23 protein-coding genes are annotated in these 25,268 nt (G+C 71.9%); 11 read left to right on the top strand and 12 right to left on the bottom strand.

Features of this window, described 5'->3' with window-relative positions; genetic code table 11:
• The first annotated feature begins 28 nt into the window (after window positions 1-28).
• On the top strand, window positions 29-886 hold the full coding sequence (locus ABD371_RS17100) for a polysaccharide deacetylase family protein (protein ID WP_344477738.1): 858 nt from the start codon (window positions 29-31) through the stop codon (window positions 884-886).
• Window positions 887-919: 33 nt separating this feature from the next.
• Here ABD371_RS17100 and bla read toward each other — a convergent pair whose 3' ends face one another.
• Complete coding sequence (gene bla, locus ABD371_RS17095; RefSeq protein WP_344477847.1) at window positions 920-1,828, bottom strand: class A beta-lactamase; 909 nt, start codon at window positions 1,826-1,828, stop codon at window positions 920-922.
• A 213-nt stretch (window positions 1,829-2,041) separates the two neighbouring features.
• Window positions 2,042-2,695 carry a class F sortase gene (locus ABD371_RS17090; RefSeq protein WP_344477736.1) on the bottom strand — a complete coding sequence of 218 codons (654 nt, stop codon included), beginning with the start codon at window positions 2,693-2,695 and terminating at the stop codon, window positions 2,042-2,044.
• Window positions 2,696-3,017: 322 nt separating this feature from the next.
• On the opposite strand from ABD371_RS17090, the gene ABD371_RS17085 reads away from it, so the two are divergent.
• Window positions 3,018-3,707, top strand: coding sequence for a hypothetical protein (locus ABD371_RS17085; RefSeq protein ID WP_344477734.1), 690 nt, complete (start codon window positions 3,018-3,020; stop codon window positions 3,705-3,707).
• Window positions 3,708-3,771: 64 nt separating this feature from the next.
• Here ABD371_RS17085 and ABD371_RS17080 read toward each other — a convergent pair whose 3' ends face one another.
• Entirely contained in the window at window positions 3,772-4,338 is a 567-nt protein-coding gene (locus tag ABD371_RS17080; protein WP_344477732.1) for a hypothetical protein, read from the bottom strand.
• A gap of 494 nt (window positions 4,339-4,832) precedes the next feature.
• Between ABD371_RS17080 and ABD371_RS17075 the strand changes: the two genes are divergently transcribed.
• Both ABD371_RS17075 and ABD371_RS17070 read left to right on the top strand, forming a co-directional pair.
• A complete protein-coding gene (locus ABD371_RS17075; RefSeq protein ID WP_344477730.1) occupies window positions 4,833-5,645 on the top strand; it encodes an SAM-dependent methyltransferase in 813 nt (270 codons plus the stop codon).
• On the top strand, window positions 5,645-7,819 hold the full coding sequence (locus ABD371_RS17070) for a putative bifunctional diguanylate cyclase/phosphodiesterase (RefSeq protein WP_344477728.1): 2,175 nt from the start codon (window positions 5,645-5,647) through the stop codon (window positions 7,817-7,819). The genes ABD371_RS17075 and ABD371_RS17070 overlap by 1 nt, the downstream gene beginning before the upstream one ends.
• 107 nt (window positions 7,820-7,926) lie before the next feature.
• On the opposite strand, the gene ABD371_RS17065 is transcribed toward ABD371_RS17070, so the two are convergent.
• A complete protein-coding gene (locus ABD371_RS17065) occupies window positions 7,927-8,808 on the bottom strand; it encodes a LysR family transcriptional regulator (protein WP_344477726.1) in 882 nt (293 codons plus the stop codon).
• A 92-nt stretch (window positions 8,809-8,900) separates the two neighbouring features.
• Here ABD371_RS17065 and ABD371_RS17060 point away from each other — a divergent pair, with 92 nt between their 5' ends.
• The 5 genes from ABD371_RS17060 (at window position 8,901) to ABD371_RS17040 (ending at window position 13,938) form a co-directional block, all read left to right on the top strand.
• Window positions 8,901-9,620, top strand: coding sequence for a succinate dehydrogenase (locus tag ABD371_RS17060; RefSeq protein ID WP_344477724.1), 720 nt, complete (start codon window positions 8,901-8,903; stop codon window positions 9,618-9,620).
• Window positions 9,621-9,622: 2 nt separating this feature from the next.
• Window positions 9,623-11,569: a fumarate reductase/succinate dehydrogenase flavoprotein subunit gene (locus ABD371_RS17055; protein ID WP_344477722.1), complete on the top strand. Its 1,947-nt coding sequence runs from the start codon at window positions 9,623-9,625 to the stop codon at window positions 11,567-11,569.
• Window positions 11,566-12,312, top strand: coding sequence for a succinate dehydrogenase/fumarate reductase iron-sulfur subunit (locus ABD371_RS17050; protein WP_190123970.1), 747 nt, complete (start codon window positions 11,566-11,568; stop codon window positions 12,310-12,312). Before ABD371_RS17055 ends, ABD371_RS17050 begins: the two co-directional genes overlap by 4 nt.
• Window positions 12,313-12,671: 359 nt before the next feature.
• Entirely contained in the window at window positions 12,672-13,097 is a 426-nt protein-coding gene (gene melC1 / locus ABD371_RS17045) for an apotyrosinase chaperone MelC1 (protein WP_344477719.1), read from the top strand.
• Between the two features lie 16 nt (window positions 13,098-13,113).
• On the top strand, window positions 13,114-13,938 hold the full coding sequence (locus ABD371_RS17040; RefSeq protein WP_344477717.1) for a tyrosinase family protein: 825 nt from the start codon (window positions 13,114-13,116) through the stop codon (window positions 13,936-13,938).
• Here ABD371_RS17040 and ABD371_RS17035 read toward each other — a convergent pair.
• The 3 genes from ABD371_RS17035 to ABD371_RS17025 all read right to left on the bottom strand — a co-directional run bounded on the left by ABD371_RS17035 (window position 13,929) and on the right by ABD371_RS17025 (window position 17,805).
• Window positions 13,929-16,292 carry an ATP-binding cassette domain-containing protein gene (locus tag ABD371_RS17035; protein ID WP_344477715.1) on the bottom strand — a complete coding sequence of 788 codons (2,364 nt, stop codon included), beginning with the start codon at window positions 16,290-16,292 and terminating at the stop codon, window positions 13,929-13,931. The genes ABD371_RS17040 and ABD371_RS17035 overlap by 10 nt on opposite strands.
• 11 nt (window positions 16,293-16,303) lie before the next feature.
• The gene (locus ABD371_RS17030) at window positions 16,304-17,428 is read right to left on the bottom strand and encodes an MsnO8 family LLM class oxidoreductase (protein ID WP_344477713.1); all 1,125 of its coding nucleotides are present in this window, start codon (window positions 17,426-17,428) and stop codon (window positions 16,304-16,306) included.
• A 161-nt stretch (window positions 17,429-17,589) separates the two neighbouring features.
• Entirely contained in the window at window positions 17,590-17,805 is a 216-nt protein-coding gene (locus tag ABD371_RS17025) for a dodecin (RefSeq protein WP_344477711.1), read from the bottom strand.
• Between the two features lie 194 nt (window positions 17,806-17,999).
• Between ABD371_RS17025 and ABD371_RS17020 the strand changes: the two genes are divergently transcribed.
• Window positions 18,000-19,262: an extracellular solute-binding protein gene (locus ABD371_RS17020; RefSeq protein WP_344477845.1), complete on the top strand. Its 1,263-nt coding sequence runs from the start codon at window positions 18,000-18,002 to the stop codon at window positions 19,260-19,262.
• Window positions 19,263-19,368: 106 nt separating this feature from the next.
• Here the strand turns inward: ABD371_RS17020 and egtD are convergent, their stop codons facing one another.
• The 4 genes from egtD to egtA are packed head-to-tail and all read right to left on the bottom strand — an operon-like array spanning window position 19,369 to window position 23,700.
• A complete protein-coding gene (gene egtD, locus ABD371_RS17015) occupies window positions 19,369-20,334 on the bottom strand; it encodes an L-histidine N(alpha)-methyltransferase (RefSeq protein WP_344477709.1) in 966 nt (321 codons plus the stop codon).
• Complete coding sequence (gene egtC / locus ABD371_RS17010) at window positions 20,331-21,083, bottom strand: ergothioneine biosynthesis protein EgtC (RefSeq protein WP_344477707.1); 753 nt, start codon at window positions 21,081-21,083, stop codon at window positions 20,331-20,333. The genes egtD and egtC overlap by 4 nt, the downstream gene beginning before the upstream one ends.
• The gene (egtB, locus tag ABD371_RS17005) at window positions 21,083-22,405 is read right to left on the bottom strand and encodes an ergothioneine biosynthesis protein EgtB (RefSeq protein ID WP_344477704.1); all 1,323 of its coding nucleotides are present in this window, start codon (window positions 22,403-22,405) and stop codon (window positions 21,083-21,085) included. Before egtB ends, egtC begins: the two co-directional genes overlap by 1 nt.
• Entirely contained in the window at window positions 22,402-23,700 is a 1,299-nt protein-coding gene (egtA, locus tag ABD371_RS17000) for an ergothioneine biosynthesis glutamate--cysteine ligase EgtA (RefSeq protein WP_344477702.1), read from the bottom strand. Before egtA ends, egtB begins: the two co-directional genes overlap by 4 nt.
• Before the next feature lie 169 nt (window positions 23,701-23,869).
• Between egtA and ABD371_RS16995 the strand changes: the two genes are divergently transcribed.
• A complete protein-coding gene (locus ABD371_RS16995; protein ID WP_344477700.1) occupies window positions 23,870-24,814 on the top strand; it encodes a TIGR02452 family protein in 945 nt (314 codons plus the stop codon).
• On the opposite strand, the gene ABD371_RS16990 is transcribed toward ABD371_RS16995, so the two are convergent.
• Window positions 24,799-25,257 carry a type II toxin-antitoxin system PemK/MazF family toxin gene (locus tag ABD371_RS16990; RefSeq protein WP_344477698.1) on the bottom strand — a complete coding sequence of 153 codons (459 nt, stop codon included), beginning with the start codon at window positions 25,255-25,257 and terminating at the stop codon, window positions 24,799-24,801. The genes ABD371_RS16995 and ABD371_RS16990 overlap by 16 nt on opposite strands.
• Window positions 25,258-25,268 lie beyond the last annotated feature (11 nt).

Genomic DNA, 25,268 nt, shown 5'->3' with positions numbered 1-25,268 from the left:
GGCGCGGACACCGTGCGAGCTGTTGGGCATGACGAAGGATCAGAGACCGCCGGACCGCCGATCGGTGCTCCGCTTCACCGCGTTCCTCGGCGCAGCCGCCACGGCGGGCCTGCTGCTCCCCGAAGGGCTCACCCCCGGGGCGGCCACCCGCCCCGGAGCCGCCGCCGGGGGAGCGGCCGGGGCCGCCGGGCCCCCGATGGCCGCCGGACAGGCCGTACGGGCCTCCGCCTACCGGCTGGAGCCCATGACCGCCCAGCTGCCGGGGGGGCGCAGGGCCCTCCCCCCGGTGCGCCGCCGCCCCTTCCACCGACTGCCCGAGTCCACCGGCCGCACCATGGTCCTGACCTTCGACGACGGGCCCGATCCCCGCTACACCCCCGCCATCCTCCGCACACTCCGCCGGTACGACGTCCGCGCCATGTTCTTCCTCTGCGGCGAGATGGCCACCGTCCACCGCGACCTGGTGCGCGAGATCGCCGACGACGGCCATGTGATCGGCAACCACTCCTGGTCCCATCCGCTGATCCCCGGCCTCGCCCCGTCCGGCATCCGCGCCGAGCTGGGCCGTACCAGCGAGGTGATCGAGGAGGTGTCCGGGCTCCCCCCGCTCTGGTACCGCGCCCCCTTCGGGGCATGGAACCGGCACTCCTTCGAGATCGGGGCCGAACTGGGCATGGAGCCGCTCGCCTGGACCCTCGACACCCTCGACTGGACCGAACCCGGCACCGGCACCATCGTCAGCCGCGTGCTGGACGGCGCGGCCCCCGGAGTGGTGGTGCTCTCCCACGACGCGGGCGGCGACCGCTCCCAGAGCGTCGCCGCGATCCGCAACTATCTCCCCGAACTCCTGGAGGACGGCTACCGGATCACCGTGCCGCGCCGCTGAACCGCCCGCGCGGGCCGGTGGTCCTGCCGGTGCTCAGTCGCCGGTCAGCGCGGTGGCGAGGAGTCTCGCTGCGCTCTCTACCAGGGTGTTGTCCCAGGGGGCGTCGGGGGAGTCCTTGGCGGTGAGGACCGCGAGGACCACCGGGACGCCGTCCGGGGTCCAGGCGACGCCCACGTCGTTGGCGACGCCGTAACTCCCGGATCCGGTCTTGTCGCCGAGGGCCCAGTCGGCGGGGACGCCGGCCCTGAGGCGCTTGCCGCCGGTGGTGTTGGTGAGGAGCCAGCCGGTGAGCAGGCTCCGGGCGGCGCCGGTGAGCGCGTCGCCGACGACGAGCCGTTCGTAGCTCCGGGCGATGGCGTACGGGCTGGTGGTGTCGGTCGTACGGCCCGGCTCGGCCGAGTTCAGCTCGGGCTCCCAGCGGTCGAGGCGGGTGACCGGGTCGTCGATCGAGCGGCAGAAGGCGGTGATCGCGCCGGGGCCGCCCAGCTCTCGCAGGAGCAGATTGGCGGCGGCGTTGTCGCTGTGGTTGACGGTGGCGGAGCACAGCTCGTACACCGTCATGCCGCCCGAGATGTTCTTCTCCTCCGACGTGACCGACCCGCCGCCCGAGGTGTCGACGAACTCCCTGGTGTACCGGACGCGACGGCCGAGGAACCGGCCGTCCTGGTTCAGGTCCCGCAGCACGGCCGCCACGGCGAGCGTCTTGAAGACCGAGCACATCGGGAAGGTCTCGTCCGCCCGGTACCGCACGGTCCGTCCGGTGACCGTGTTCCGGGCGAAGACGCCGAGCCGTCCGCCGTGCGTCCGCTCCAGCTCCCGCAGCCGCCGCCGGACCTCGCGGTTCGCACCGGGCCCGGGTCCGGGTTCGCGGCCGGCCGGTGTCGCGGAAGCCGGCGACCCCGCGCCGAGGGCCAGCGCCGCTCCCGCGCCGAGACCGAGCACCGCCCGCCGGGCGGTTCCCCCGTCCGGTGCCGCCGTGCGTTCGTCCCTCTGCTGCCCAGCCTGTTCGGCGCGCCTCAACGCTCACTCCTTCGACGGTCCGCGGTGAGCCCACAGTCTGTGCCGACGGAAGGCCCGGGGACATGAGTACGCGTACTCAGGCCCCCGCGCCGACGAGGGAGCAGGCGGCCCGGACCCGGGCCGGGGGAGGGCCCGTCAGCCGGCCTTGACCAGCCGGGCGAAGACGACGACGTTCGCCTCGTAGCCGTCCGCCTTCGAGTAGCCGCCGCCGCAGGTGATCACCCGGAGTTCGGCGTGACCGGTGTCCCCGTAGACCTGGGCGGCGGGGAAGTCGTTCTTGGCGAACACCTCCACCCCGTACACCTCGAAGACGGCCTCCGAGCCGTCGAACCGGGGGACCTCGATCCGGTCGCCCCTGCGGACGGAGCCGAGACCGTAGAACACGGCGGGCCCCGAGCGGTTGTCGACATGGCCCACGACGACCGAGGTGCCGCGCTGGCCGGGGGAGATGCCGTTCTGGTACCAGCCCGCGATATTGGGATCCTTCGCCGGCGGGGCCTCGATCCAGCCGTCGGCGTCCAGACCGACGTCCATGATCGGAGCGTCGATCGAGAGGGCGGGGACACGGATCCGCTCGGCGGGGGCGAAGTCCATGGACTTCGGGGGGACCAGCGGGGCGAAGGTCTCCCCCGCCGTACGGCCGAGGGAGGCCGCGGCGGCGGGCTGCGGAGGGCCGAGCGAGACATCGACGCCGTCCTTCATCAGCGCGATCCCGGTCAGCATCACCAGGGCCAGCACCCCCCAGGGCGAGCGTCCGCGTGACTTCGAGCCGGGGTACCCCTCGCCCATGATTCTCCTTTTGTCCTATTTCTCTGGCGTCCAGGGGCACGCTAGGCGAGCGGCGGGGGAGCGGCGAGAAGGGAAGGGCGAACGGGTGGCGTCGGCCACTCGGGGTGGTCCATCCGTGGCACCGGCCGGACGGAATCCCGGAAAGGTCCATGACCTGCGCCTCCGTCAGATCGCGTCGGCGTGTCGCCGGTGTGTCGTCTCACTGGGGTGGACCAGCGCCGAAATGCGGGGAATGTCGGGTCCGGTGAGGGTTCGTCATGGAAGGCGTACTCGTCGAATCCCCGGAGCGCCGCTTCGGTGCGTCTTCCTCTGGAGGTTCACGATGCGTGCTTCACGCGCTCTCGCAGTGGCCGCCGCCGCGTGCGCTGCCGTAGGGCTGTCCGCCCCGGTGGCCGCCGCGGGCGGCGACAGCCAGGAACATGAATCGCTTCATGTCTCCGTCAGTCCGCACGCCGTCCATCAGGGCGCCACTCTGACGATCACCGTGCGCGGCTGCGGACGCGGGGGCACCATCACGTCCAACGCCTTCCCGCGCATCAGCCTGCACCGGGGGGAGAACCGCGAGGGCGGCCGGGGGGACGACCGGGGCGAAGACCGGGGCGAGGGCAGGGAGAACCGCGAGGACGACCGGGGCGGCGAGAACCGGGGCGGCGACAACCGCACCGACAACCGGGGTGAGAACCGGGGCGACGCGCGGGGCGGCGACGCGCGGGGCGAGGACCGGGGCGACGGCCGGGACAACCGGGGGAACTCCCTCAGCGTCGGCGCGCGGATCCACGACCACGCCTCACCCGGCCGCTACCATCTCGCGGTCCGCTGCCAGAGCAACTCGCAGGTGGAGACCGCGCGGTTCACCGTGCTCTCCGGCCGCGGCACCCATGGCGGCCTCGGCGGCTCGATGGGCCCCACCTCGGCCGAGATGGCCGTCGGCGCGGGCCTCGTCACCACGGCCGCCGTCGGCGGAACCCTCTTCATCGCCCGCCGCCGCCGCACGGTCGGCGGACGAGCCTAGGACCGCCCTCGCCCCGGTTCCCGGGCGGGAACCGGGGCGAGGCCGGCGGTGGGGTGAAGGGCGGTCAGTGCCGGTGGTCGTCCGCGGGCCGTCTGCGGACGGCGAGTACGGCCCCGCCGGACGCGGCCAGCACCAGCGCCGCGCCGATCACGATGTCCCAGATGTCCGTCTCCCCGACGCTGCCGCCGAGCCCGCCCCTGACGCCCTGCGGAGTGGCCGGGGCGCTGGAGCCGGGCGTGGCGCGGACGGTCGAGGCGGAACCGACGCTCACGGTGGAGCTGACGGTCGGGGTCGAGCTGCCGCCCGCGATGGTGAGATTGAACGAGCCGCGCCGGCTTCCGCAGGTGAACTGGACCGAGTGCTGGGTCCCGGGCCGGGCCCCGGCCGCCACGGTGACGACCGACGAGGTCCCGGGCTGGATGGTCACGGCTTCGAAGACCCCGGACGACGCGGTGGCCGTGGTCTCGCACCCGCTCGCGGAGAGAAAGACCCGACCGCCCGGCGTCACGGTCGAGGGGCTGACGGTGAAGAGGGGCGAGGCCTTTCCGTCGGCCGCGGTGGCGGCGGGCGCGGCCAGGGCGAGGGTCGCCGCTCCCAGCACGGCGGCGGACGCGGCACATATCGCGCGCATGGTGAGTCCTCCGGGTTCCCCGAGGAGCTGTCGCGGAACCGATTTCCACACAAGACAGGGAATGCCCCTCGATATCCGGAACGCTAAGAGCGCCGTCGCGGGCCCGCGATCCCTGCCGGGCGAATGGGTCATCCGCTTGGGCCGTGCGGAGGACACCCCTGAGGTGTCGGCCTCCCCCTGCCCCGCCCGAAAATGTCCGGCACCGGGCGTCCGGGCGTCCGGGCGTCCGGACGGACGACGGACGACGGAGAGCGGGAGCGGGCACGGGCGAGCGGCGCGGCAGCTCACTCGCGGTCACCGCGGTGTTCGTCCCCGTGCTCGCGGCGGCACCGGCGGACCGGCGGACGTGAGGGTTGTGTGACCAAGAACGGACCGCGAATTTCCGTTTGGACTCGCCCAATTGGCGGGCGATCAGTAGCCTCGGCTCGAACAGCGGCCATGAGCATGGCCGGACTTCCCCCGTGGCGACCCTGGCGACCTGGTTGGAGACATCGATGGAGCGTCCCGTCTGGGCCGCGCCCGGCATCGACATATCGATGCCGAGCGTGTCCAGAATGCACGACTTCTACCTGGGCGGTTCACATAATTTCGAGGTCGACCGGGAGGCCGCCCGCAGGGTCCTCGCGCTCCTGCCCGGCCTGCCGAAGGTCATGCAGGCCAACCGCGCGTTCATGCGCCGCGCGGTGCGCTACGCGGCATCCCGGGGCGTCACCCAGTTTCTCGACATCGGCTCCGGGATCCCCGCCTTCGGAGGCGTCCACGAGGTCGCGCTGAAGGCCGACCCCGACTCCCGGGTGCTCTGCGCCGACCGTGACCCGGTCGCCGTCGCACACGGCCGGGCCGCCCTCGGCGAAGGCCCGGCCGCCGCCTTCATCGCCGCCGATCTGCGCAGACCCGGGCAGATCCTCGACAGCCCGGAATTCGCCGGACTGTTCGATCGCGACCGGCCGGTGGCGCTTCTGCTGCTCTCCGTGCTCCACTTCGTCGAGGACGCGGACGACCCGTACGGCGCGGTGGCCGAACTGCGGGACGCCCTCGCGCCCGGAAGCCTGATCGTCATCAACCACGCCGCGTACGACGGAGTCCCGGTGCCGGAGGAACAGGCGGCCCGCGCGGTCGACGTCTACCGTGAGATCCGCAATCCGCTGATCATGCGTTCACAAGATCACATAGCTAGGTTCTTCGAGGGGTACGAGATGGTCGAGCCCGGACTGGTGTCGCCGCCCGACTGGCGGCCGGACGCCCCAGCCGAGCAGGAGGACCCATATGCCTTCACAGGCTTCGCCGGGGTGGGGCGCAAGGCGTGATGACGCCCTCGCAGATCGTGCACCCCGCGGCGGACCCGGACGGACTTGAGGACAGACTCCGCCGGTTCGCCACCATCTGGAGCCGTGCCGTCTTCCCCGTGACGGCGACCTCGCTCACCCGGGCCGAGGTCGAGGAGCATCTGCTGCCGCTGGCACGGATGCTGAGCGAGTCGCTGCACGCCCGGGTCTTCGACCCGAGGGCGGCCCAGCGGATCGGCGCGGCGCTCGTCGAGGCCCACTGCACCGACCCCGAGGCGCTCAGCCGTACGCTCGGAGTCGTCGACGCCTATCTGGTGCTCTACTGCGGCATCGGATCCGCGCAGGGCAACGACCCGGCGGCCGAGGACGGCCGCGCCCGCTGCGCCCGGCTCCAGCACGCGGTCGCCGCCGGCTTCGCCGGCGCGCTGCGCACCCGCACCCTCGGCGAGCAGGAGGCCATCGCCCGCTCCGCGCTCCAGGCCCGCTCGGACGCCGTGAGCGCGCTGCACGCCACCGAGACCCGGCTGCGCGCCGTGTTCGAGGGCGCGGCGATCGGCATCGGCATCGCCGATCTCGACGGCAATGTGCTGGAGCTCAACGAGACCCTGACCCGGATGTTCGGCGGCCTCGAACACCATGTCCGCGGCAAGAAGGTCACGGACTGGGCCCACCCCGAGGACCGGCCGCACGTCTGGCAGCTGCACCGCGAGCTGATCCGGGGCGAACGCGAGCACTTCCGGGTGGAGAAACCGTTCTTCCGCAACGACGGCACCGTGCTGTGGACCAATCTGACGGTCTCTCTGCTGCGCGACACCGAGGGCCGGCCGCAGTACCAGCTGGTGCTGCTGGAGGACACCACCGAGCGCCGGCTGCTCACTCTGCGGCTGCGGTACGAGGCCACCCATGACGCGCTGACGGGACTGCCCAACCGGACGCTCTTCTCCGAGCGGCTGGAGAAGGCGATCTCCGGCGGCGAGGACCGCCGTTTCGGCCTCTGCTATCTCGACCTCGACGGTTTCAAGGTCATCAACGACAGCCTCGGCCATGCCACCGGCGACCGGCTGCTGGTGGAGGTCGCCGACCGGCTCCAGAGCTGCGCCACCGCGCCGGGCGAGATGGTCGCGAGGCTCGGCGGCGACGAGTTCGTCGCGCTGACCACCGGCCCCGACACCCAGCACGAGGTGCGCGAGCTGGCCTCCAGGATCCTCGGCGTGCTCGCCGCGCCCATCCGGGTGGACGGGCGGGAACTCTCCGTCCGGGGCTCCATCGGCATCGTCGAGGGCCCGGCGGGGGAGCGCACCACGGCCGAGGTGCTGCGCAGCGCCGACATCACCATGTACCGCGCGAAGTCCGCCGGCGGCAACCGCTACGAGATCGCCGATCCCGAGCTGGACGCCCGCGCCATCACCCGGCACGGACTGACCACCGCGCTCCCCGCCGCGCTGGAGCGCGGCGAGTTCTTCATCGAGTACCAGCCGCTGGTGCACATGGACGACGGCAGCGTGCACGGCGCGGAGGCGCTGGTGCGCTGGCACCACCCCCAGCACGGGGTGCTGGGGCCGGACCAGTTCATTCCGCTGGCCGAGCACACCGGTCTGATCGTGCCGCTGGGGCGCTGGGTGCTCCAGGAGGCGGTACGCCAGGCGATGTACTGGCAGGAGAACCACGCCGACGGCGGCCCGCTGCGGATCAATGTGAACCTCTCGCCCACCCAGCTGCACCACCCCGGTCTGGTCACCGACACGGTCGCCGTCCTGGAGGGCTCCGGCCTCGCGCCGGGCGCGCTCTGCCTGGAGGTCACCGAGTCCGCGCTGATCGGCGCGGACGAGCAGCTGCTGAAGCCGCTGCGGCAGCTCGCCGACATGGGCGTCGACATCGCCCTGGACGACTTCGGCACCGGGTACTCCAATCTGGCGAATCTGCGCCGGCTGCCGGTCAGCGTCCTGAAGCTGGACCGCTCCTTCACCCAGGGCATGCAGCAGCTGCCGGTGGACCCGGTCGACGTCAAGATCGTGGAGGGGATCGTCTCGCTGGCGCACAGCCTGGAGCTGGCCGTGACGGTGGAAGGAGTGGAGACGGGAGCACAGGCGGCGCGGCTGAGGGAGCTGGGCTGCGACACGGCCCAGGGCTGGTACTACGCCCGCCCCGGACCGCCGGACCGGCTCCACGCGCTCTCGCTCGCCGACGCCGTCTGACCCGCGGGCCCGGCCCGTCGGCCCGTACGTACGCACCGCCCGCCCCTGCCCCACCAGGGGCGGCGTCCCCCGCCGCCGGTCGGTCCCCCCCCCGGAGGGCCGCCGTCTCACTCCCGGGAGTCCAGCAGCACCCGCTGCAACTCCCTCGCCGCCCTCGGCGGAGCCACATCGCTGCGATGGGCGAGCGCGATCGTCCGTCGCAGCCCCGGATCCGCGAGCGGGGTCACCCGGAACCCGGGCCCGGCCCGCCCCGCCACCATGCTCGGCACCACCGCGACCCCCAGCCCCGCCCGTACGAACCCCAGCACCGCGTCCATCTCGCCGCCCTCCACCGTGAACCCCGGCTCGAAGCCCGCCGCCCGGCACGCCGCCACCGTCAGCTCCCGCAGGTCGTACCCGTGCCGGAACATCACCAGCGGCTGATCCCGCAGATCGGAGATCCGCGCCGGCCGCCGGGGCGGCTTCCCCGACGCGGCCGAGACCACCACCAGATCCTCCTGGAGCAGCTCCACCGTCGTCAGCGCCGGCGACCCGGGCGGCAGCGGCAGCACGATCAGCGCGAGATCCAGCGCCCCCCGCGCCAGCTGGCGCACGAGATCGTGCGACCCGCCCTCCTCGATCAGCAGCCGGATCCCCGGATGGCGGTCGTGGAAGACCCGCAGCACCTCCGGCAGCAGACCGGTGCAGAGACTCGGCGTCGCCCCCAGCCGCACCCGCCCCCGCCGCAGCTGCGCCAGCTCCTGCACCTCCTGCCGGGCGGTGTCCGCGTCCGCCAGGATCCGGCGCGCCAGCGGCAGCAGCGCCTCACCCGCCTCGGTCAGCCCGATATTGCCCCGCGCCCGGCTGAACAGCTCCGCCCCCAGCTCCGTCTCCAGCGCCCTGATCTGCTGCGACAGCGAGGGCTGGGAGACATGGACCCGCTCGGCGGCATGGGTGAAATGCCGGGTCTCGGCGACCGCCACAAAGTACAGAAGCTGCTGAAATTGCATACTTCACGGTAGCGCACCATAGGCTTTGGCTATGGATATCAGCCGAATCATGTCTTGGACCTCTGAAGACTTCCGGCCATACCGTTCCCCCCATGGCTGTGGCAACGCGTACCGAAAAGGGACCGGCGGACCGGAAGACGCCACCCAGACGCACCTTCTGGGGATCGACGCTCGGCAAGAAGACCGTCATGGCGGTGAGCGGCCTGATGATGCTCGGCTACCTCGCCGCGCATGTGCTGGGCAACCTCAAGGTCTTCTTCGGCCCGCAGGAGTTCAACGAGTACGGTCACTGGCTGCGCACCATGGGCGCACCCGTGCTCCACCAGGAGTGGGCCCTGTGGATCGTCAGGATCGGCCTGCTCGCGGCGGTGGTGGCGCACGGCGTCGCCGCGTACCAGCTGAGCAGGCGCGACATCCGGGCCCGGCCCGTCTCCTACGCGCACAAGCGCAAGCGGGCGAGTTACGCCACCCGCACCATGCGCTGGGGCGGCATCATCCTCGCGCTCTTCATCGTCTGGCACATCCTCGATCTGACGACCCTCACCGTCAACGAGAACGCCCAGCCGGGACGCCCGTACGAGAACGTCGTCGCGACCTTCTCCACCTGGTACGGCAACGTCATCTACCTCACGGCGATGCTCGCCCTGGGCCTGCACATCCGCCACGGCTTCTGGAGCGCCGCCCAGACGCTCGGAGCCGGCAGCGCCACCCGGGACCGCGCGCTCAAGGCGGCCGCCAACGGTCTCGCCCTGGTGCTGACCGCGGGCTTCGTCGCCGTACCCGTCGCCGTCATGACCGGAGTGGTGAGCTGAGCATGGACTTCACGCAGTACACGACCGGCGCGCCGGTCGCCGACACCAAGGCCCCCGAGGGGCCGATAGCCGAGCGCTGGGACCGCCGCCGCTTCGAGGCCAAGCTGGTCAACCCGGCCAACCGCCGCAAGCACACCGTCATCGTCGTCGGCACCGGTCTCGCGGGCGGCGCGGCCGGAGCCACCCTCGGCGAGCAGGGGTACCACGTCGAGCAGTTCTGCTACCAGGACTCCCCGCGCCGCGCCCACTCCATCGCCGCCCAGGGCGGCATCAACGCCGCCAAGAACTACCGCAACGACGGCGACTCCATTCACCGTCTCTTCTACGACACGGTCAAGGGCGGCGACTTCCGCGCCCGCGAGTCCAATGTCCACCGCCTCGCCCAGGTCTCCGTGGAGATCATCGACCAGTGCGTGGCCCAGGGCGTCCCCTTCGCCCGGGAGTACGGCGGACTCCTCGACACCCGCTCCTTCGGCGGCGTCCAGGTCTCCCGTACCTTCTACGCCCGGGGACAGACCGGACAGCAGCTGCTCCTCGGCGCGTACCAGGCGCTCTCCCGGCAGATCGCGGCGGGCACGGTCACCCTGCACGCCCGCACCGAGATGCTCGATCTGATCGTCATCGACGGACGGGCCCGCGGCATCGTCGCCCGCGACCTGGTCACCGGCGAGATCTCCAGCCACTTCGCCGACGCGGTGGTGCTGGCGACCGGGGGCTACGGCAATGTCTTCTATCTGTCGACCAACGCCATGAACTCCAACGCCACCGCGATCTGGCGCGCCCACCGGCGCGGCGCTTACCTCGCCAACCCCTGCTTCACCCAGATCCACCCCACCTGCATCCCGCGCACCGGCGACCACCAGTCCAAGCTGACGCTGATGAGCGAGTCGCTCCGCAACGACGGCCGGATCTGGGTCCCCAAGGCCCCGGGCGACCAACGGCCCGCCCACGAGATCCCCGAGGACGAGCGCGACTACTACCTGGAGCGGATCTACCCCTCCTTCGGCAACCTCGTCCCCCGCGACATCGCCTCCCGCGCGGCGAAGAACGTCTGCGACGAGGGCCGGGGCGTGGGCCCCGGCGGGCAGGGCGTCTATCTCGACTTCGCCGACGCCATCGCGCGGATGGGCCGGGCCAAGGTCGAGGAGAAGTACGGCAACCTCTTCGACATGTACGCGCGGATCACGGCGGAGAACCCGTACGAGGTCCCCATGCGGATCTACCCCGCCGTCCACTACACCATGGGCGGACTCTGGGTCGACTACGACCTCCAGACCACCGTCCCCGGTCTCTTCGCCATCGGCGAGGCCAACTTCTCCGACCACGGGGCCAACCGGCTCGGCGCGTCGGCGCTGATGCAGGGGCTCGGCGACGGCTACTTCGTCCTCCCCTCCACCATCAACGACTATCTGGCCCGGGCCCCGCTCGGCGACCGGCCCGACGCCTCGCACCCCGCCGTCGCCGAGGTGCTCGCGGAGACCGAGGACCGGATCCGGCTGCTCCTCGCCGTCGACGGCGACCGCACCCCCGACTCCTTCCACCGCGAACTCGGCGAGCTGATGTGGGAGTTCTGCGGAATGGCCCGCACCGAGGAGGGGCTGCGCAAGGCACTCGACCGCATCCCGCAGATCCGCGAGGAGTTCTGGCGGCGGATCAAGGTCCCGGGCACCGGCGAGGAGTTCAACCAGTCCCTGGAGAAGGCCAACCGCATCGTCGACTATCTGGAACTCGCCGAGCTGATGTGCCTGGACGCCCTCCACCGCGCCGAGTCCTGCGGAGGCCACTTCCGCACGGAGTCCCAGACCCCGGACGGCGAGGCGGCCCGCCGGGACGAGGAGTTCGGCTACGCCGCGGCCTGGGAGTTCACCGAGACCGGCGCCGCGCCCGTCCTGCACAAGGAAGACCTCGTCTTCGAGTACGTCCACCCCACTCAGCGGAGCTACGCATGAAGCTCAAACTGCGTGTCTGGCGTCAGCGCGACGCCGGCGCGTCCGGCACGATGGCCACCTACGAGGTGGACGGCATCTCCCCGGACATGTCGTTCCTGGAGATGCTCGACACCCTCAACGAGGACCTCATCCTGCGCGGCGAGGATCCCGTCGCCTTCGACCACGACTGCCGCGAGGGCATCTGCGGAGCGTGCAGCCTGGTCATCAACGGCGACGCGCACGGCCCCGAGCGCACCACCACCTGCCAGCTCCACATGCGGTCCTTCGCGGACGGCGACACCATCGACGTCGAGCCCTGGCGGGCCGCCGCCTTCCCGGTGGTCAAGGATCTGGTGGTGGACCGCTCCTCGTTCGACCGGATCATCCAGGCCGGCGGCTATGTCAGCGTCCCGACCGGCGCGGCCCCCGAGGCCCACGCCACCCCGGTGCCCAAGCCGGACGCCGACTTCGCCTTCGAGCACGCCGAGTGCATCGGCTGCGGGGCCTGTGTGGCCGCCTGCCCCAACGGCTCGGCGATGCTCTTCACCTCGGCGAAGATCAATCACCTCAATGTGCTGCCACAGGGCGCGCCCGAGCGCGAGACCCGGGTGCTCGACATGGTCGCGACCATGGACGAGGAGGGTTTCGGCGGCTGCACACTGACCGGGGAGTGCGCCACCGCCTGCCCGAAGGGCATTCCGCTGCCGTCGATCACGGCCATGAACAAGGAGTGGCTGCGGGCAAACCGCAAGGTCAAGCGGTAGTCGGACGGCAGCCGAGCGAATCGGTGAATCGCTGAATCGGATGTACCCGACAAATGGTTGCTCGCTTTTCGGCCATGTTCACCCCTCGTATACAAGGCGTCAAGGCGTGACGGCCTCAGAAAGATCTTCACGCACAGGGCACACATTCAATGGAATCTCCTCTTCCGGACTGATGCGGCGCTTGCCCGCAGCAAGATCGAAGAGGTCGGTCCCCGTGTGACCCGCCAGGACGTGTCCGTATGACAGCCAACCGACGGACACCCTCTATTACGGGTGATCACTGTCCGTGTAGGCATGGTCAAGGCGGCCCCGACACCCGGGGGCCGCCTTCAGCCATGTCTCTCTGGGGGTTGTCTGTCATGTCCAAAATCACCCGCCGTCAGGCCGTGGGAGCCGTCACCGGCACCGCCGCCGGCCTGGCGCTCGTCGGTGTGGCCAGCGCCTGGGCGGACTCCTCGCCCGCCGACGGCGGCAAGAACAAGGCGGCCCCGCCCGGCGGCAACGGCGGGCCCGTGGCCTTCGACGAGGTCTTCCAGGGCCGCCGCATCCAGGGCGAACCCCTTGAGGGAGCCGCGGCCCACGCCCGGGGAGGGCACGCCGGACACGACTCCGCCTTCCGCGTCCTGATAGACGGCCGCGAACTCCATGTGATGCACCACGGGAAGAGCGGCTGGAGCAGCGCGATCAACCACTACGAGAGGTTCGCCTCCCCGCTGGAGACCGCGCGCACCGCCGTCACCTCACTCAAGGGCGCCTCCGTCGTCCCGTTCAACCCCACCGTCTGAGCCGGGAGCAGTCGCCATGACCGTACGCAAGAACCAGGCGAACCTCACGGCCGCCGAGAAGAAGGCCTTCGTCGACGCGGTGCTGGAGGTCAAGCGCATAGGCGTGTACGACGAGTTCGTCGCCGCCCACCGCCTCCGCTTCGCGCTGGACATGAACACCGGCGTCTACGTGGGCCACTTCGGCCCCTCGTTCCTGCCCTGGCACCGCAAGTTCCTCATCGACTTCGAGAACGAACTCCAGAAGATCGACGCGTCGGTGTCGATCCCCTACTGGGACTGGACCGTCGACAACTCCGTCGCCTCCTCGATCTGGGCGCCGGACCTCCTCGGCGGCACCGGACGCCCCCTGGACGACCAGGTGATGGACGGCCCCTTCGCGTACTCCGCGGGCAAGTGGCCGATCAACATCCAGGTCGACACCCGCCCCTTCCTCGCGCGCAATCTGGGCCACCGCGTCCCCACGCTCCCCACCCGCGCCCAGGTCGACGCCGCCCTCGCCATCCCCACCTACGACTCCGCGCCCTGGAGTGACGCCTCGGCCGGCTTCCGCTCCACGCTCGAAGGCACGGCGGCGTACATGAGCATGCACAACCGGGTGCACACCTGGATCTGGGGTCAGATGGAGACGAGCGTCTCCCCGAACGACCCGGTGTTCTGGCTGCACCACTCGTTCGTCGACAAGCTCTGGGCCGACTGGCACGCGCTCCACCCGACCAGCGCCGAGTACCTGCCCGCCGGGACCACGCCCAATGTGATCGACCTCAACGACACCATGCCGCCCTGGACCAACACGACCCCCCAGAGCATGCTGGACCACACCCAGTTCTACACCTACGCCTGACGCTCCCCGAGGGCGGACGCCAGAAACGGCGCCGTACGGCTCCCCGCCGCCGAGGCCACCTCGGCCGGGGTGCCCGCGGCGACGACGCGTCCGCCCTCGTCGCCACCGCCGGGCCCCAGATCGATCACCCAGTCCGCGTCCGCCGCCACCGCCATGTCGTGCTCCACGACGACCACCGAATGCCCGGCGTCCACCAGACCGTTCAACTGGCGCATCAGCACCTCCACATCGGCGGGGTGCAGACCGGTCGTCGGCTCGTCCAGGACATACAGGGTGTGCTCACGGCGCGGACGCTGAAGCTCCGTCGCCAGCTTGATCCGCTGGGCCTCGCCGCCCGACAGCTCCGTCGCGGGCTGCCCGAGACGCAGATAACCCAGCCCCACATCGAGCAGCGTGGCCAGGGCGCGGGACGCCGCCGGCACATCGGCGAAGAAGCCCGCGGCCGCCTCGACGGTCAGCTCCAGCACCTCGGCGATGCTCAGCCCCCGGTACCGCACCTCCAGGGTCTCCGGGTTGTAGCGAGCGCCCCGGCAGTCCGGGCACGGCGCGTACGTACTGGGCAGAAAGAGCAGCTCCACGGTGACGAACCCCTCGCCCTGGCAGGTCTCGCACCGCCCGCCCGCCACATTGAACGAGAACCTGCCCGCACGGTAGCCGCGCCGGCGCGCCTCGTCGGTGGCGGTGAACACCTTCCGCACCACGTCGAACAGGCCCGTGTAGGTGGCGAGATTGGAGCGGGGCGTACGCCCGATGGGCCGCTGGTCCACCGTCACCAGCCGTCCCACCCCCGGCGTATCCCCGGTGACCGACCCCACCAGGGTCGACTTGCCCGAACCCGACACCCCGGTGACCGCCGTCAGCGCCCCGAGCGGCACCCGTGCCGTCGCACCGCGCAGATTGTGCCGGGTGACCGGGCCGATCCCCAGCCACCCGGCCGGCTCCCGGACCGCCCGGGCGGGCGCGGGGGAGCGGTCGAAGAGAAACCGCCGGGTCGCCGACTCCCCGACGTCCGCGAGCCCCGCCACCGGACCGGAGTACAGCACCAGACCGCCGTGCTCGCCCGCCCGCGGCCCCACGTCGACGACCCAGTCCGCGCCCCGCACCACCTCCAGCTGGTGCTCCACCACGAACACCGAGTTCCCCGCCGCCTTGAGCCGCTCCAGAACCACCAGCAGCGCCTCGGTGTCCGCCGGATGCAGCCCGGCCGACGGCTCGTCCAGCACATACACCACCCCGAAGAGACCGGCCCGCAGCTGGGTCGCGAGCCGCAGCCGCTGAAGCTCCCCGGCGGAGAGCGTCGGAGTGGCCCGGTCCAGACTGAGATAGCCGAGGCCCAGTTCGGTGACCGTGCCGATCCGCGCCAGCAGATCGGCGGCCAGCACCCGGGCCGTCTCCTCCCCGTCCCCGCCCTCCCCGCCGCCGGAGCGCAGCACCCGGGCCAGCTCGGTGAGCGGCAGCGCCGCCAGGGCGGCGATCGTCCGCCCCGCGAAGGTCACCGCCAGCGCCTCGGGCCGCAGTCTGCCGCCCCCGCAGGACGGACAGGGCTCACTGGTGAGGAAACGTTCCGCCCTGGCCCGGAGCGCCGGGCTCTTCGAATCCGCGAAGGTGTGCAGCACATACCGCCGGGCACTGGTGTACGTGCCCTCGTACGGACGCTGGATCCGGCCCGCGTCCCGCACCGGGTGCACCGTCACCACCGGCCGCTCGTCCGTGAAGAGGATCCACTCCCGGTCCGCCGGGTCCAGCTCGCCCCAGGGCCGGTCGACGTCGTACCCGAGCGCGTCCAGCACATCGCGGAGATTCTTCCCCTGCCACGCGCCCGGCCAGGCCGCGATCGCGCCCTCGCGGATCGACAGCGAGGGATCGGGGACCAGCAGCCGCTCCTCGGTACGGTGCACCCGGCCCAGACCGTGGCATCGGGGACACGCCCCGGCGGCCGTGTTCGGCGAGAAGGCGTCCGAGTCCAGCCGCTCCGCGCCCTTCGGATACTCGCCCGCCCGGGAGAACAGCATCCGCAGCGAGTTGGAGAGCGTGGTGACCGTGCCCACCGAGGAGCGGGAGGAGGGCGCCGAACGCCGCTGCTCCAGCGAGACCGCCGGGGGCAGCCCCGAGATGTCGCCCACCTTCGGCGCGCCCACCTGGTGGATGAGCCGCCGGGCGTAGGGCGCGACGGACTCCAGGTAGCGCCGCTGCGCCTCGGCGAAGAGCGTGCCGAAAGCCAGCGAGGACTTGCCCGACCCCGAGACGCCCGTGAAGACGACCAGCGCGTCGCGCGGGATGTCCACGTCGACGCCCCGGAGATTGTGCTCCCGGGCCCCGCGGACGCGGACGAAGGGGTCATGAGGGTTGTGCATAACGGACAATTCTAGGCAGTGGTGCTGGTCAGGCGCTCACTCGGGGTCGGCGGTCCGCCGGTGTCCCCCGCGATCCGGGCCAGCCTGCGGTAGGAGTCCAGCAGCGCGTCACGCTCGTACGCGCTGGTGGTGACCAGCACTTCGTCCGCCTCCGTGGCCTCCAGCACCGACTCCAGCTCGGCCGCCACCTGCTCCTCGGTCCCCGCGATGTGGCCCCGCAGCGCCGACTCGTAGAACCCCCGCTCCCGCGCCGTCATCGTCATCGACTCGACCCGTCCGGCCGGGGCGAGCGGCGGGAAGACCCCATGGGTACGGGAGTGGGCCAGCGCCCAGGCCTCGGAGACGAGCAGCCGGCGGGCGGCCTCCTCGGTGGCGGCGACGGCGACCGTGCCGGAGTAAATCACCCGGGGATGCTCGGACCCCGACCCCGACCCCGACCCAGACCCCGACCCCGACCCGGACCCGGACTCCGGCTGGGCGGCGCGAAAGCCCTCGCGATAGCGGTCGATGGCCGCCAGCATCCGGTCCCGGCCCTGGAACCCGCTGATGACCAGGGGCAGCCCGGCCCGTGCGGCGATGTCCGCGCCCGAGCCGGTGGCCAGCACATACGCCGGGACCCGCAGCCCCTCGGCGGGATGCGCGTGCACCCCGGGGTACGCCGGCGAGCCGCCCGTACCGTGCTCGTCCGGGCCCCGGAAGAAGCCGAGCAGCTCGGTGAGGCGCGCCTCGAACTCCTCCGCGTCCGAGGCGTCCCGGCCCAGCGCCCGGCGTATCCCGTCGGTGAACCCGACCGAGCGGCCGAGCCCCATGTCGACGCGCCCGGGGAAGAGCGAGGCGAGCACGCCGAACTGCTCCGCGACCACCAGCGGCTGATGATTGGGCAGCATCACCCCGCCCGTGCCCACCCGGATCACCGAGGTCGCCGCCGCGACGGCCGCCGCGAGGACGACCGGCGCGGACCCGGCCACCCCGGGCACGCTGTGGTGCTCGGCGACCCAGAACCGGTGGTACCCGAGCGCCTCGATCCGCTGCGCGAACCGCACGGTGTCGCGCAGCGCGGCTGGTCCGTCGTACCCCTCCCGGGTACGGGACCGGTCGAGCACGGACAGCGGCGTGGACGCGAGTCGTGAGGTCACACTCGATTCAACGCTCCGCCGCCGCCAGGATTCCCGTGCGAGGGGCCTGGGCCGGCCGGGTGACGCGTGGGGCAGGAAGATGCCACGGAAGCGGGAGGGCGGGACGGGCGAAAGGAGCCCGGCGTGCGCCACCGGCGTGCGCCCGACCCGCGTACGCCCCGTCAGCCGCCGCCCTCCAGCCGGAAACCGACCTTCAGTCCCACCTGGTAGTGCTCGACGGATCCGTCGACGATCCTGCCCCGCACCTGCGTGACCTCGAACCAGTCGAGTTCGCGCAGGGTCTGGTTCGCCCGCGCGAGGCCATTGCGAATGGCTTGATCCACTCCATCGGGAGATGTGCCGACAATCTCAGTGACTCGATAGGTGTGATTGGACATGTTGTCGTACTCCTCTCGCTACACTCTCTCCACACGCTCTCCACCGTGCCCCACCAGGAGGCGGTGCGCGAGGCGTCGATATAGGGCTTGACCGGCCACTTTGGTACATACCAAAATCCAGCCACACCCGTGCGAGCCTGGAGCGCGCTTCCCCCCATCGGGTACACGTTTCCATGCCCTCGAAGGTGAACGCTGTGAAAATCCGCCGCCCGCTCTACACCTCTGTCGTACTTGTGTCTGCCCTCGCGCTCACCTCCGGCTGCGGCCTGATTCCGGGCAGCGGTTCCGAAAAGCGGACCGTGAAGATCTGGCTGATGCAGGAAAGCGTCTCCCAGGACTTCCTCGACCGTTTCACCAAGGCGTACGAGAAAGAGCACCCCTCGGTGAAGCTCCAGTTCAGCTTCCACTCCTGGACCGGCATCGGGAAGAAGGTCACCTCCGCCCTCGAGGGCAAGAACACCCCCGACGTCATCGAGGTCGGCAACACCCAGGTCGCCCAGTACGCCGAGAGCGACGCCCTCGTGGACCTCACGCTGGAGGCCGTGCGGGACCTCGGCAGCGAGGACTGGCTGGAGGGTCTCGCCGAGCCCGGCAACATCAACGGTTCGCAGTTCGGCATACCCTGGTACGCCGCCAACCGCGTCGTCGTCTACAACAAGGACATCTTCAAGGATGCCGGGGTCGACAAGTTCCCCAAGACGCGCGAGGAGTGGGTGGACCTCTCCCAGCAGCTCAACACCGACGGCACCCAGGGCATCTACCTCCCCGGCCAGGACTGGTACACCCTCGCGGGCTTCATCTGGGACGAGGGCGGCGACCTCGCGGTGGAGAACGCGGGCGACTGGGAGGGCCGCCTCCACACGGAGGAGGCGCTGCGCGCGATGGAGTTCTACAAGGAGCTCCAGGCGCAGGGCAAGGGTCCCAAGGACTCCGACGAGCAGAAGCCGCCGCTGGTCGACGTCTTCGCCAAGGGCAATATCGCCCAGATCATCGCCACCCCGGGCACGGCGGCCGTCATCGAGAAGAACAACCCGCAGCTCAAGGGCAAGCTCGGCTACTTCACCATCCCGGGCAAGACGGCCGACAAGGCCGGCGCGGTCTTCACCGGCGGCTCCGACCTGATCATCCCGGAGAAGGCGGACCAGCGCAGCGCGGCGATCGAGGTCGTCAAGGAGATGGCGGGCGAGCGCTGGCAGACCGAGCTCGCCCGGACGATGAACTACGTGCCCAACAAGAAGGCGCTCGCCCATGTCATCAAGGGGCAGGAGTCCGCTGCCGCGATGGCGGCCGGCGCGGCGGCCGAGGGCAGCAAGGCCACCCCGAACACCGTCAGGTGGGCCGAGGTCGAGGTCGACAACCCGATCAAGCCCTTCATGACCAAGGTGCTGCTGGGCGGGGACGCCGAGCGCGCGGGCAAAGAGGCCTCCGACCGCATCAGTTCCATCCTCGCCCCCTGATCCGCCGACGGCCCGCCGACCGCCTGCCGCGCCCGACCGGCGCGACGGCCCGTCGGCGGGCCGCTCTGTGACCGGACCTCTGTGACCGGACCTCAGCGACCGGAGCTCAGGGGGCCACCGTCGCCAGCGAGAGCGCGAACCTGCCCCGTACGTCCGTCCACCACCGGGACAGCTCCATTCCGGCGTCGGCCAGCTCCGCGCGCACCCCTTCCCGGCGGAACTTCGCCGAGACCTCCGTCCGCAGCTCCTCGCCCTCGTGGAACGGCACCACCACATCCAGCTCCGGGATCTTCACGGTCACCGCCCGGCGGGCGCGCAGCCGCATCTCGATCCACTCGTGCTCCCGGTCCCACAGCGCCACATGGTCGAAGTCCTCGGGATCGGCGTCCGCACCCAGCTCCCGGGCCAGGACATTCAGTACATTTTTATTGAACTCGGCCGTCACTCCCGCCCGGTCGTCATAGGCCCGGACGAGCACGCCCTCGTCCTTCACCAGATCGGTCCCCAGCAGCAGCGCGTCCCCGGGGCCGAGCAGCGCCCGTACCGAGCGCAGGAAGAGCGCGCGCTCGGCGGGCAGCAGATTGCCGATCGTGCCGCCGAGGAAGACGACCAGCCGGGGTCCCGGGGTCTCGGGCAGCGCCAGCCCCTCGGTGAAGTCCGCGATCAGGGCGTGGATGCGCAGCCCCGGACGCTCCTCGAGCAGCGCCCGGCCCGCGCCGCGCAGCGCGCTCTCGCTCACGTCGACCGGGACATAGCTCTCCAGGTCCGGCATCGCGTCCAGCAGATGCCGGGTCTTCTCGGACGAGCCCGAGCCCAGCTCCACCAGGGTGCGGGCCCCGCTCGCGGCGGCGATCTCGGCCGAGCGGGCGATCAGGATCTCCCGCTCGGCACGGGTCGGGTAGTACTCCGGCAAGCGGGTGATCCGCTCGAACAGCTCACTGCCCCGGGCGTCGTAGAACCATTTGGGCGGCAGCTCCTTGGGGGTACGGGTGAGCCCGTGGAGCACGTCTTCGCGCAGCGCGGCGCCGGTGGCGTCCTCGGGCAGGGTGCGGGTCAGCTGGAACGGGCTCACAGAGAGGGCTCCTTGAGCGGGGAGAGGAGAACTCCGGCGGCGGTGGCGACCAGCAGGGTGCGGTCGGGCACCTCGCGCCAGCGGGGATCGTCGTCATAGGGCTCCGATGCCACCGTGCACCGGCCCGGTTCGGCGAGCGACCAGAGCGAGTCGCCCCAGGCGGTCGCCGCGATCGTCTCGCCGTCGGTGAGGAGAAAATTCAGCCGGGAGCCGGGCGCGGCCTCGGCCACCTCGCGGACGGTGTCCGCGAGCGCCCGGCCCGGCTCGTCGCCGCCCTGGAGCCGGTGCAGCACCAGCGCCCAGAGCAGCGCCGTGTCGCAGCGCGCCTCCAGCGTGAGCAGCTCGGCCGCCGGCAGGGTCGCGGCGAGCGGGGCGAGCGAGCCGGGCCAGCCGGGGACCGAGCCGTTGTGGCTGAACAGCCAGGGACCGGAGGAGAAGGGGGCCGCCGCCGCCTCGCCGTCCGCGCCGGGCAGGGTGGCGTCGCGCACGGCGGCCAGCACGGCCCGGCTGCGGACCACCCGGGTGAGATCGGCGAAGGAGAGATCGGCCCAGATCGGACCCGCGCGCCGGTAGCGGGCGGGCGCCGGATCGCCCTCGGCGTACCAGCCCACCCCGAATCCGTCCGCGTTGACGGTGCCGTGGCGCTGGTGGCGCGGGGCCCAGGACTGCCGCAGCAGCCCGTTGGCCGGCACGGTGAGCAGCTCCCCGAGGGCGGCCGGCGGCCCGAGGGAGGCGAGGTGGCGGCACATCAGACGGTGTCCTCCAGGGGATCGGCGTCCCGCGCGGTGCGGAACCCGCTGAAGATCTGCCGCCGTACCGGAAGGTCCCAGTTGCGGAAGGTGCCCCGGCAGGCCACCGGGTCCACCCCGAAGGAGCCGCCGCGCAGCACCTTGTGCGCGCTCCCGAAGAAGACTTCCGAGTACTCGCGGTAGGGGAAGGCGGCGAAGCCGGGATAGGGGAGGAAGTCGCTCGCCGTCCACTCCCACACATCGCCGATCAGCTGCCGCACCCCCAGCGGCGACCGCCCCTCGCGGTAGCCGCCGGCCGGGGCCGGCCGCAGATGGCGCTGGCCCAGATTGGCGTGTACGGGGGTGGGCTCGGCGTCGCCCCAGGGGAAGCGGCGCGAGCGGCCCGTCTCCGGGTCGTGCCGGGCGGCCTTCTCCCACTCGGCCTCGGTGGGCAGCCGCCGCCCGGCCCAGCGGGCGTACGCGTCGGCCTCGTACCAGCTCACATGGAGCACCGGCTCGTCGAGCGGCACCGGCTCGGTCACCCCGAAGCGGCGGCGCAGCCACTGCCCGCCCTCCCGCCGCCAGAACAGCGGGGCCCCGATGTCGTGCCGGCGGATCTGTTCATAGCCCTCGGCCGCCCACCAGCGGGGGTCGCGGTAGCCGCCGTCCGCCATGAAGGCGAGATACGCGCCGCAGGTCACCGGGGTGGTGTCGATACGGAAGGCGGGCACCGTCCGCCGGTGCGCGGGACGCTCGTTGTCCAGTGCCCAGGGCTCGGTCGACGTGCCCATGGTGAAGGGGCCGCCGGGCACCAGCACATCGGCGGGCAGCTCCGCCGCGTCCGGCCCGGCGCGGGGCGGCTCGGGCGCGGACAGCGCGGCCGGGCCCTCGCGCAGCTGGTGTGTGATCAGCATCGTCTCGTCGTGCTGCTGCTCATGCTGGGCGATCATGCCGAAGGCGAAGGCGGAGTCGACCAGCGGCCCGCCGCCCTCCAGCGGGGTCCGCTCCAGCAGGTCCAGCACCCGGCCGCGCACCTCGGACGCGTAGCCGCGCGCCTCGGCCGGGGCGAGCAGCGGGAGCGAGGGTCGGGTGGCCCGGGGGTGTTCGAAGGCGTCGTACACCGAGTCGATCTCGGGCCGCAGGGCGGCGCGTCCGCCGACCGTGCGCAGCAGCCACTGCTCCTCCTGGTTGCCTATGTGGGCGAGATCCCAGACGAGCGGCGACATCAGGGGCGAGTGCTGGGCGGTCAGCTCCCGGTCGTCCACACTTTCGGTGAGCGTGGCGGTACGGGTCCGGGCCCGGGTCAGCGCGTCGAGCGCGCGCCGTCGGAGGTCTTCGTTCATATGCCCGGTTCCCTTTCCAGTGTTCCCCGGCCGTGCCCGGGCGCGGGGATGAGGAGCAGATCGTCGGCGGGACATCGGCCCCGCAGAACGTGGCGCTCGTTGAAGGCGGCGACCGCCTCGTGGACCGCGCTGGACGCGCCGACGCGCGGCAGGGCCTCCAGCGCCGTGGCGAAGCAGGCCACGGCGGCCGTGCGCAGCTCCGGATGGCTCAGTCCGAGCCGGGCCGCGTCGAGCCAGAGCGGATTGCGGGGCGCGGGCCGCGACCCGGCGTACTCCGCGAGCGGTTTGACCGTCCGGTACACGGTCTCCGCCGCCTCCGGGTCCTCGAAGAGGGCGGTGGTCACCGCGAGCGGGACCATCCAGCCGTCGTCGCCCGGCTGCGCGTCGATCATCCGCAGTTCGAGATGGCCGCGCGGGCGCACCGGGGGGAAGAGGGTGGTGAGATGGCGTTCCAGATCCTGCCGGGTCGCCGGGCGCGGGTCGCCGGAGCGCAGCCATGAGCGGAAGGTCAGCCCCTCGGGCCGGAGCCACGGCCCCTCGGGCGTCGCCATGAACATCACCGGGGCGTCCAGCGCGTGCGCGGCCCAGGCGGCCTTCGGCTCCCGGTCCAGCGGCGGCGAGACGGGGCGTACGGCGTCGAGTTCGTTCCAGATCGCCTGCCGGGTGGAGCGCCACCCGGTGAGGCGGCCCGCCAGGGCGGGCGAGTTGGCGAAGACGGCGGTGAGCACCGCGCCGAGCAGATGGGCGAGCTGCCACCGCCGGCCGTGCCCGAGCGGTCCCGGCTCCCGCTCGCCCGCGTCCAGGCACACCTGGATCGAGGCGGAGTTGCACATCATGACGCGACCGGACGGGCCGGTGCGGTCGAGGTAGGCCTCCATGGCGTCGTAGCGGGGTTCTCGCAGGATCCGGCGCGGGGACTGCCAGGGGTCGAGCCCCATTCCGGCGAGGGTGAGCCCGGTCGGCCGGAGGGCGGTCCGTACGGTGTCCAGATCGGCGGCGACGGTGTCCACGCACTCCATCAGGGAGGCCGCGGGCTGTGAGCTGAGTTCCAGCTGGCCGCCGGGCTCGAAGGTCAGAGCCGATGTCAGGGGGAGGGCGCGCACCAGGTCATGGGCGGCGGCGAGGCGCTCGGCCGAGAGGCGGAGACGGGGGTCGTGCCGTTCGTGTATGAGCCATTCCAGCTCCACACCCACCGTGGCGGGTGGGCCGTTCTTGAAGCAGATGCATCGCAGCAGATCCTCCGCTTCCTCTTCCGAGATGGGCCGGCCGTAGTCGCCGGCGTCGGGTGGACGCATGAGCGGCTCCTCTTTCGAAGGCCTTGCGAGGGCACTCTGCCAACCTAAAGCCAGGGTCGGCGCTTCGCACAAGAGTGCACTCCGGGGGTCCGGGGCCGGTCGCGGCTTCGAGAGCTGTCCGCCGGAAAAGCATTTGCCGCCTTTGTCGCAGGTCAAGGAGTATGTGGCCATGAGCGCACGACTGCGGGGGATGGCCCGGCAGACCGAGGATATTGTTGAAAATGGTCGCTATCTGGCCACCAATGGACGAGAAGTAGTCATCGCGGCGGAGGTCGCCGCGGCCCGGGCCGGGACCCGGATGTACGGACCGGATCCGGTGCCCGCCGCTCCGGACACCGGCCGCGAGACCGTCTTCGAGGTCACGGCGGAGAGCAGTACGGCGGCGGCCCGGCGGCTCACGTCCGGTGCCGGTGCCGGTGCCGAGCCGGGTGCCGCGTCCGGCCCGGAGTCCGGTGCCTCGTCCGGCTCGGAGCCGGGCCCGGTGGCCGTGCTCAGCTTCGCCTCCGCGCGCAACCCCGGCGGCGGGTATCTGAACGGCGCGCAGGCACAGGAGGAGGCCCTCTGCCGGGCCTCCGCCCTCCACACCACCCTGCGGCGCGCACCCCAGTACTACGAACACCACCGCGCCGACCGAGACCCGTTCTACTCGGACCGGGTCATCCACTCGCCCGCCGTCCCCGTCTTCCGGGACGACCGGGGCGCCCTGCTGGACACCCCGTACACCGTCGGCTTCCTGGCCTCGCCCGCGCCCAACGCCGGTGTGATCGCGCGCAACGCCCCCGAGGAGACGCACCGGATCCCCGCCGCCCTCGCCTCCCGCGCCGAGCGCGTCCTGGAGACCGCCGTCGACCGGGGCTACCGGCGGCTGGTGCTCGGAGCCTGGGGCTGCGGCGTCTTCCGCAACGACCCGGCGACGGTCGCGGGCGTCTTCCACACGCTGCTCACCGGCGACGGCCGCTTCGCGGGCCACTTCGACCTGGTCGTTTTCGCCGTGCTCGACCGCACGGCGGGACGCACGACCCTCGGGGCCTTCTCCCGCGTCTTCGCCGAACAGCTCGCTCCGGCGCGGGAATCGGCCGGAGCCGGCCCGTCCGCCGATCATCCCCAGCCGTAACGCTCCCGGAGCCGCTGGACGACGGTGTCGAACCGGGGCCGGTCCAGCGCGCACGCCTCCCGGCGCATGCCCTTCTCGCGCACCCGCAGCACGCGGTCCAGATCGACCCAGGACTCCCGCTCCTCCCGGTCCCAGGGCCCGACCCCGATCGGCACCCACTCGCGGTCCCGGTCGTGGCGCTTGCTGGAGAGCTGCACCGCGAGCAGCGTCCCCGCCTCCTCCCGGGCCACGATCAGCACCGGGCGGTCCTTTCCGCGCCCGTCGTTCTCCTCGAACGGCACCCAGGTCCAGACGATCTCGCCGGGGTCGGGATCGCCGTCGCGGTCCGGGGCGTAGGAGGTGCGGACCGGGCCCACCGCGGTGGGATCGGCCTCGGTGGTGGCCGAGGCGCCGCCGCGGCCGGGGGAGTCCGAGGCGCCCGATGCGCCGGAGAAGATCGTCACCGTCCCACGGT

This window comes from Streptomyces amakusaensis (assembly GCF_039532665.1).
GTDB classification, from domain to species: Bacteria; Actinomycetota; Actinomycetes; order Streptomycetales; family Streptomycetaceae; genus Streptomyces; species Streptomyces amakusaensis.
The sequence above is the reverse complement of the archived record's forward strand: the minus strand, read 5'-3'. Positions and strand labels throughout refer to the sequence as shown.

Excerpts from the sequence above, each read along its gene's own strand:
- ABD371_RS17085 (WP_344477734.1), top strand. The coding sequence starts at position 3,018 with ATGCGTGCTTCACGCGCTCTCGCAGTGGCCGCCGCCGCGTGCGCTGCC.
- ABD371_RS17035 (WP_344477715.1), bottom strand. The coding sequence starts at position 16,292 with ATGCACAACCCTCATGACCCCTTCGTCCGCGTCCGCGGGGCCCGGGAG.
- ABD371_RS16995 (WP_344477700.1), top strand. The coding sequence starts at position 23,870 with ATGAGCGCACGACTGCGGGGGATGGCCCGGCAGACCGAGGATATTGTT.
- ABD371_RS17025 (WP_344477711.1), bottom strand. The coding sequence starts at position 17,805 with ATGTCCAATCACACCTATCGAGTCACTGAGATTGTCGGCACATCTCCC.
- ABD371_RS17060 (WP_344477724.1), top strand. The coding sequence starts at position 8,901 with ATGGCTGTGGCAACGCGTACCGAAAAGGGACCGGCGGACCGGAAGACG.
- egtA (WP_344477702.1), bottom strand. The coding sequence starts at position 23,700 with ATGCGTCCACCCGACGCCGGCGACTACGGCCGGCCCATCTCGGAAGAG.
- ABD371_RS17055 (WP_344477722.1), top strand. The coding sequence starts at position 9,623 with ATGGACTTCACGCAGTACACGACCGGCGCGCCGGTCGCCGACACCAAG.
- egtC (WP_344477707.1), bottom strand. The coding sequence starts at position 21,083 with ATGTGCCGCCACCTCGCCTCCCTCGGGCCGCCGGCCGCCCTCGGGGAG.
- ABD371_RS17075 (WP_344477730.1), top strand. The coding sequence starts at position 4,833 with ATGGAGCGTCCCGTCTGGGCCGCGCCCGGCATCGACATATCGATGCCG.
- ABD371_RS17050 (WP_190123970.1), top strand. The coding sequence starts at position 11,566 with ATGAAGCTCAAACTGCGTGTCTGGCGTCAGCGCGACGCCGGCGCGTCC.
- ABD371_RS17080 (WP_344477732.1), bottom strand. The coding sequence starts at position 4,338 with ATGCGCGCGATATGTGCCGCGTCCGCCGCCGTGCTGGGAGCGGCGACC.
- ABD371_RS17090 (WP_344477736.1), bottom strand. The coding sequence starts at position 2,695 with ATGGGCGAGGGGTACCCCGGCTCGAAGTCACGCGGACGCTCGCCCTGG.
- ABD371_RS17070 (WP_344477728.1), top strand. The coding sequence starts at position 5,645 with ATGACGCCCTCGCAGATCGTGCACCCCGCGGCGGACCCGGACGGACTT.
- egtB (WP_344477704.1), bottom strand. The coding sequence starts at position 22,405 with ATGAACGAAGACCTCCGACGGCGCGCGCTCGACGCGCTGACCCGGGCC.
- ABD371_RS17040 (WP_344477717.1), top strand. The coding sequence starts at position 13,114 with ATGACCGTACGCAAGAACCAGGCGAACCTCACGGCCGCCGAGAAGAAG.
- ABD371_RS17065 (WP_344477726.1), bottom strand. The coding sequence starts at position 8,808 with ATGCAATTTCAGCAGCTTCTGTACTTTGTGGCGGTCGCCGAGACCCGG.
- ABD371_RS17100 (WP_344477738.1), top strand. The coding sequence starts at position 29 with ATGACGAAGGATCAGAGACCGCCGGACCGCCGATCGGTGCTCCGCTTC.
- melC1 (WP_344477719.1), top strand. The coding sequence starts at position 12,672 with ATGTCCAAAATCACCCGCCGTCAGGCCGTGGGAGCCGTCACCGGCACC.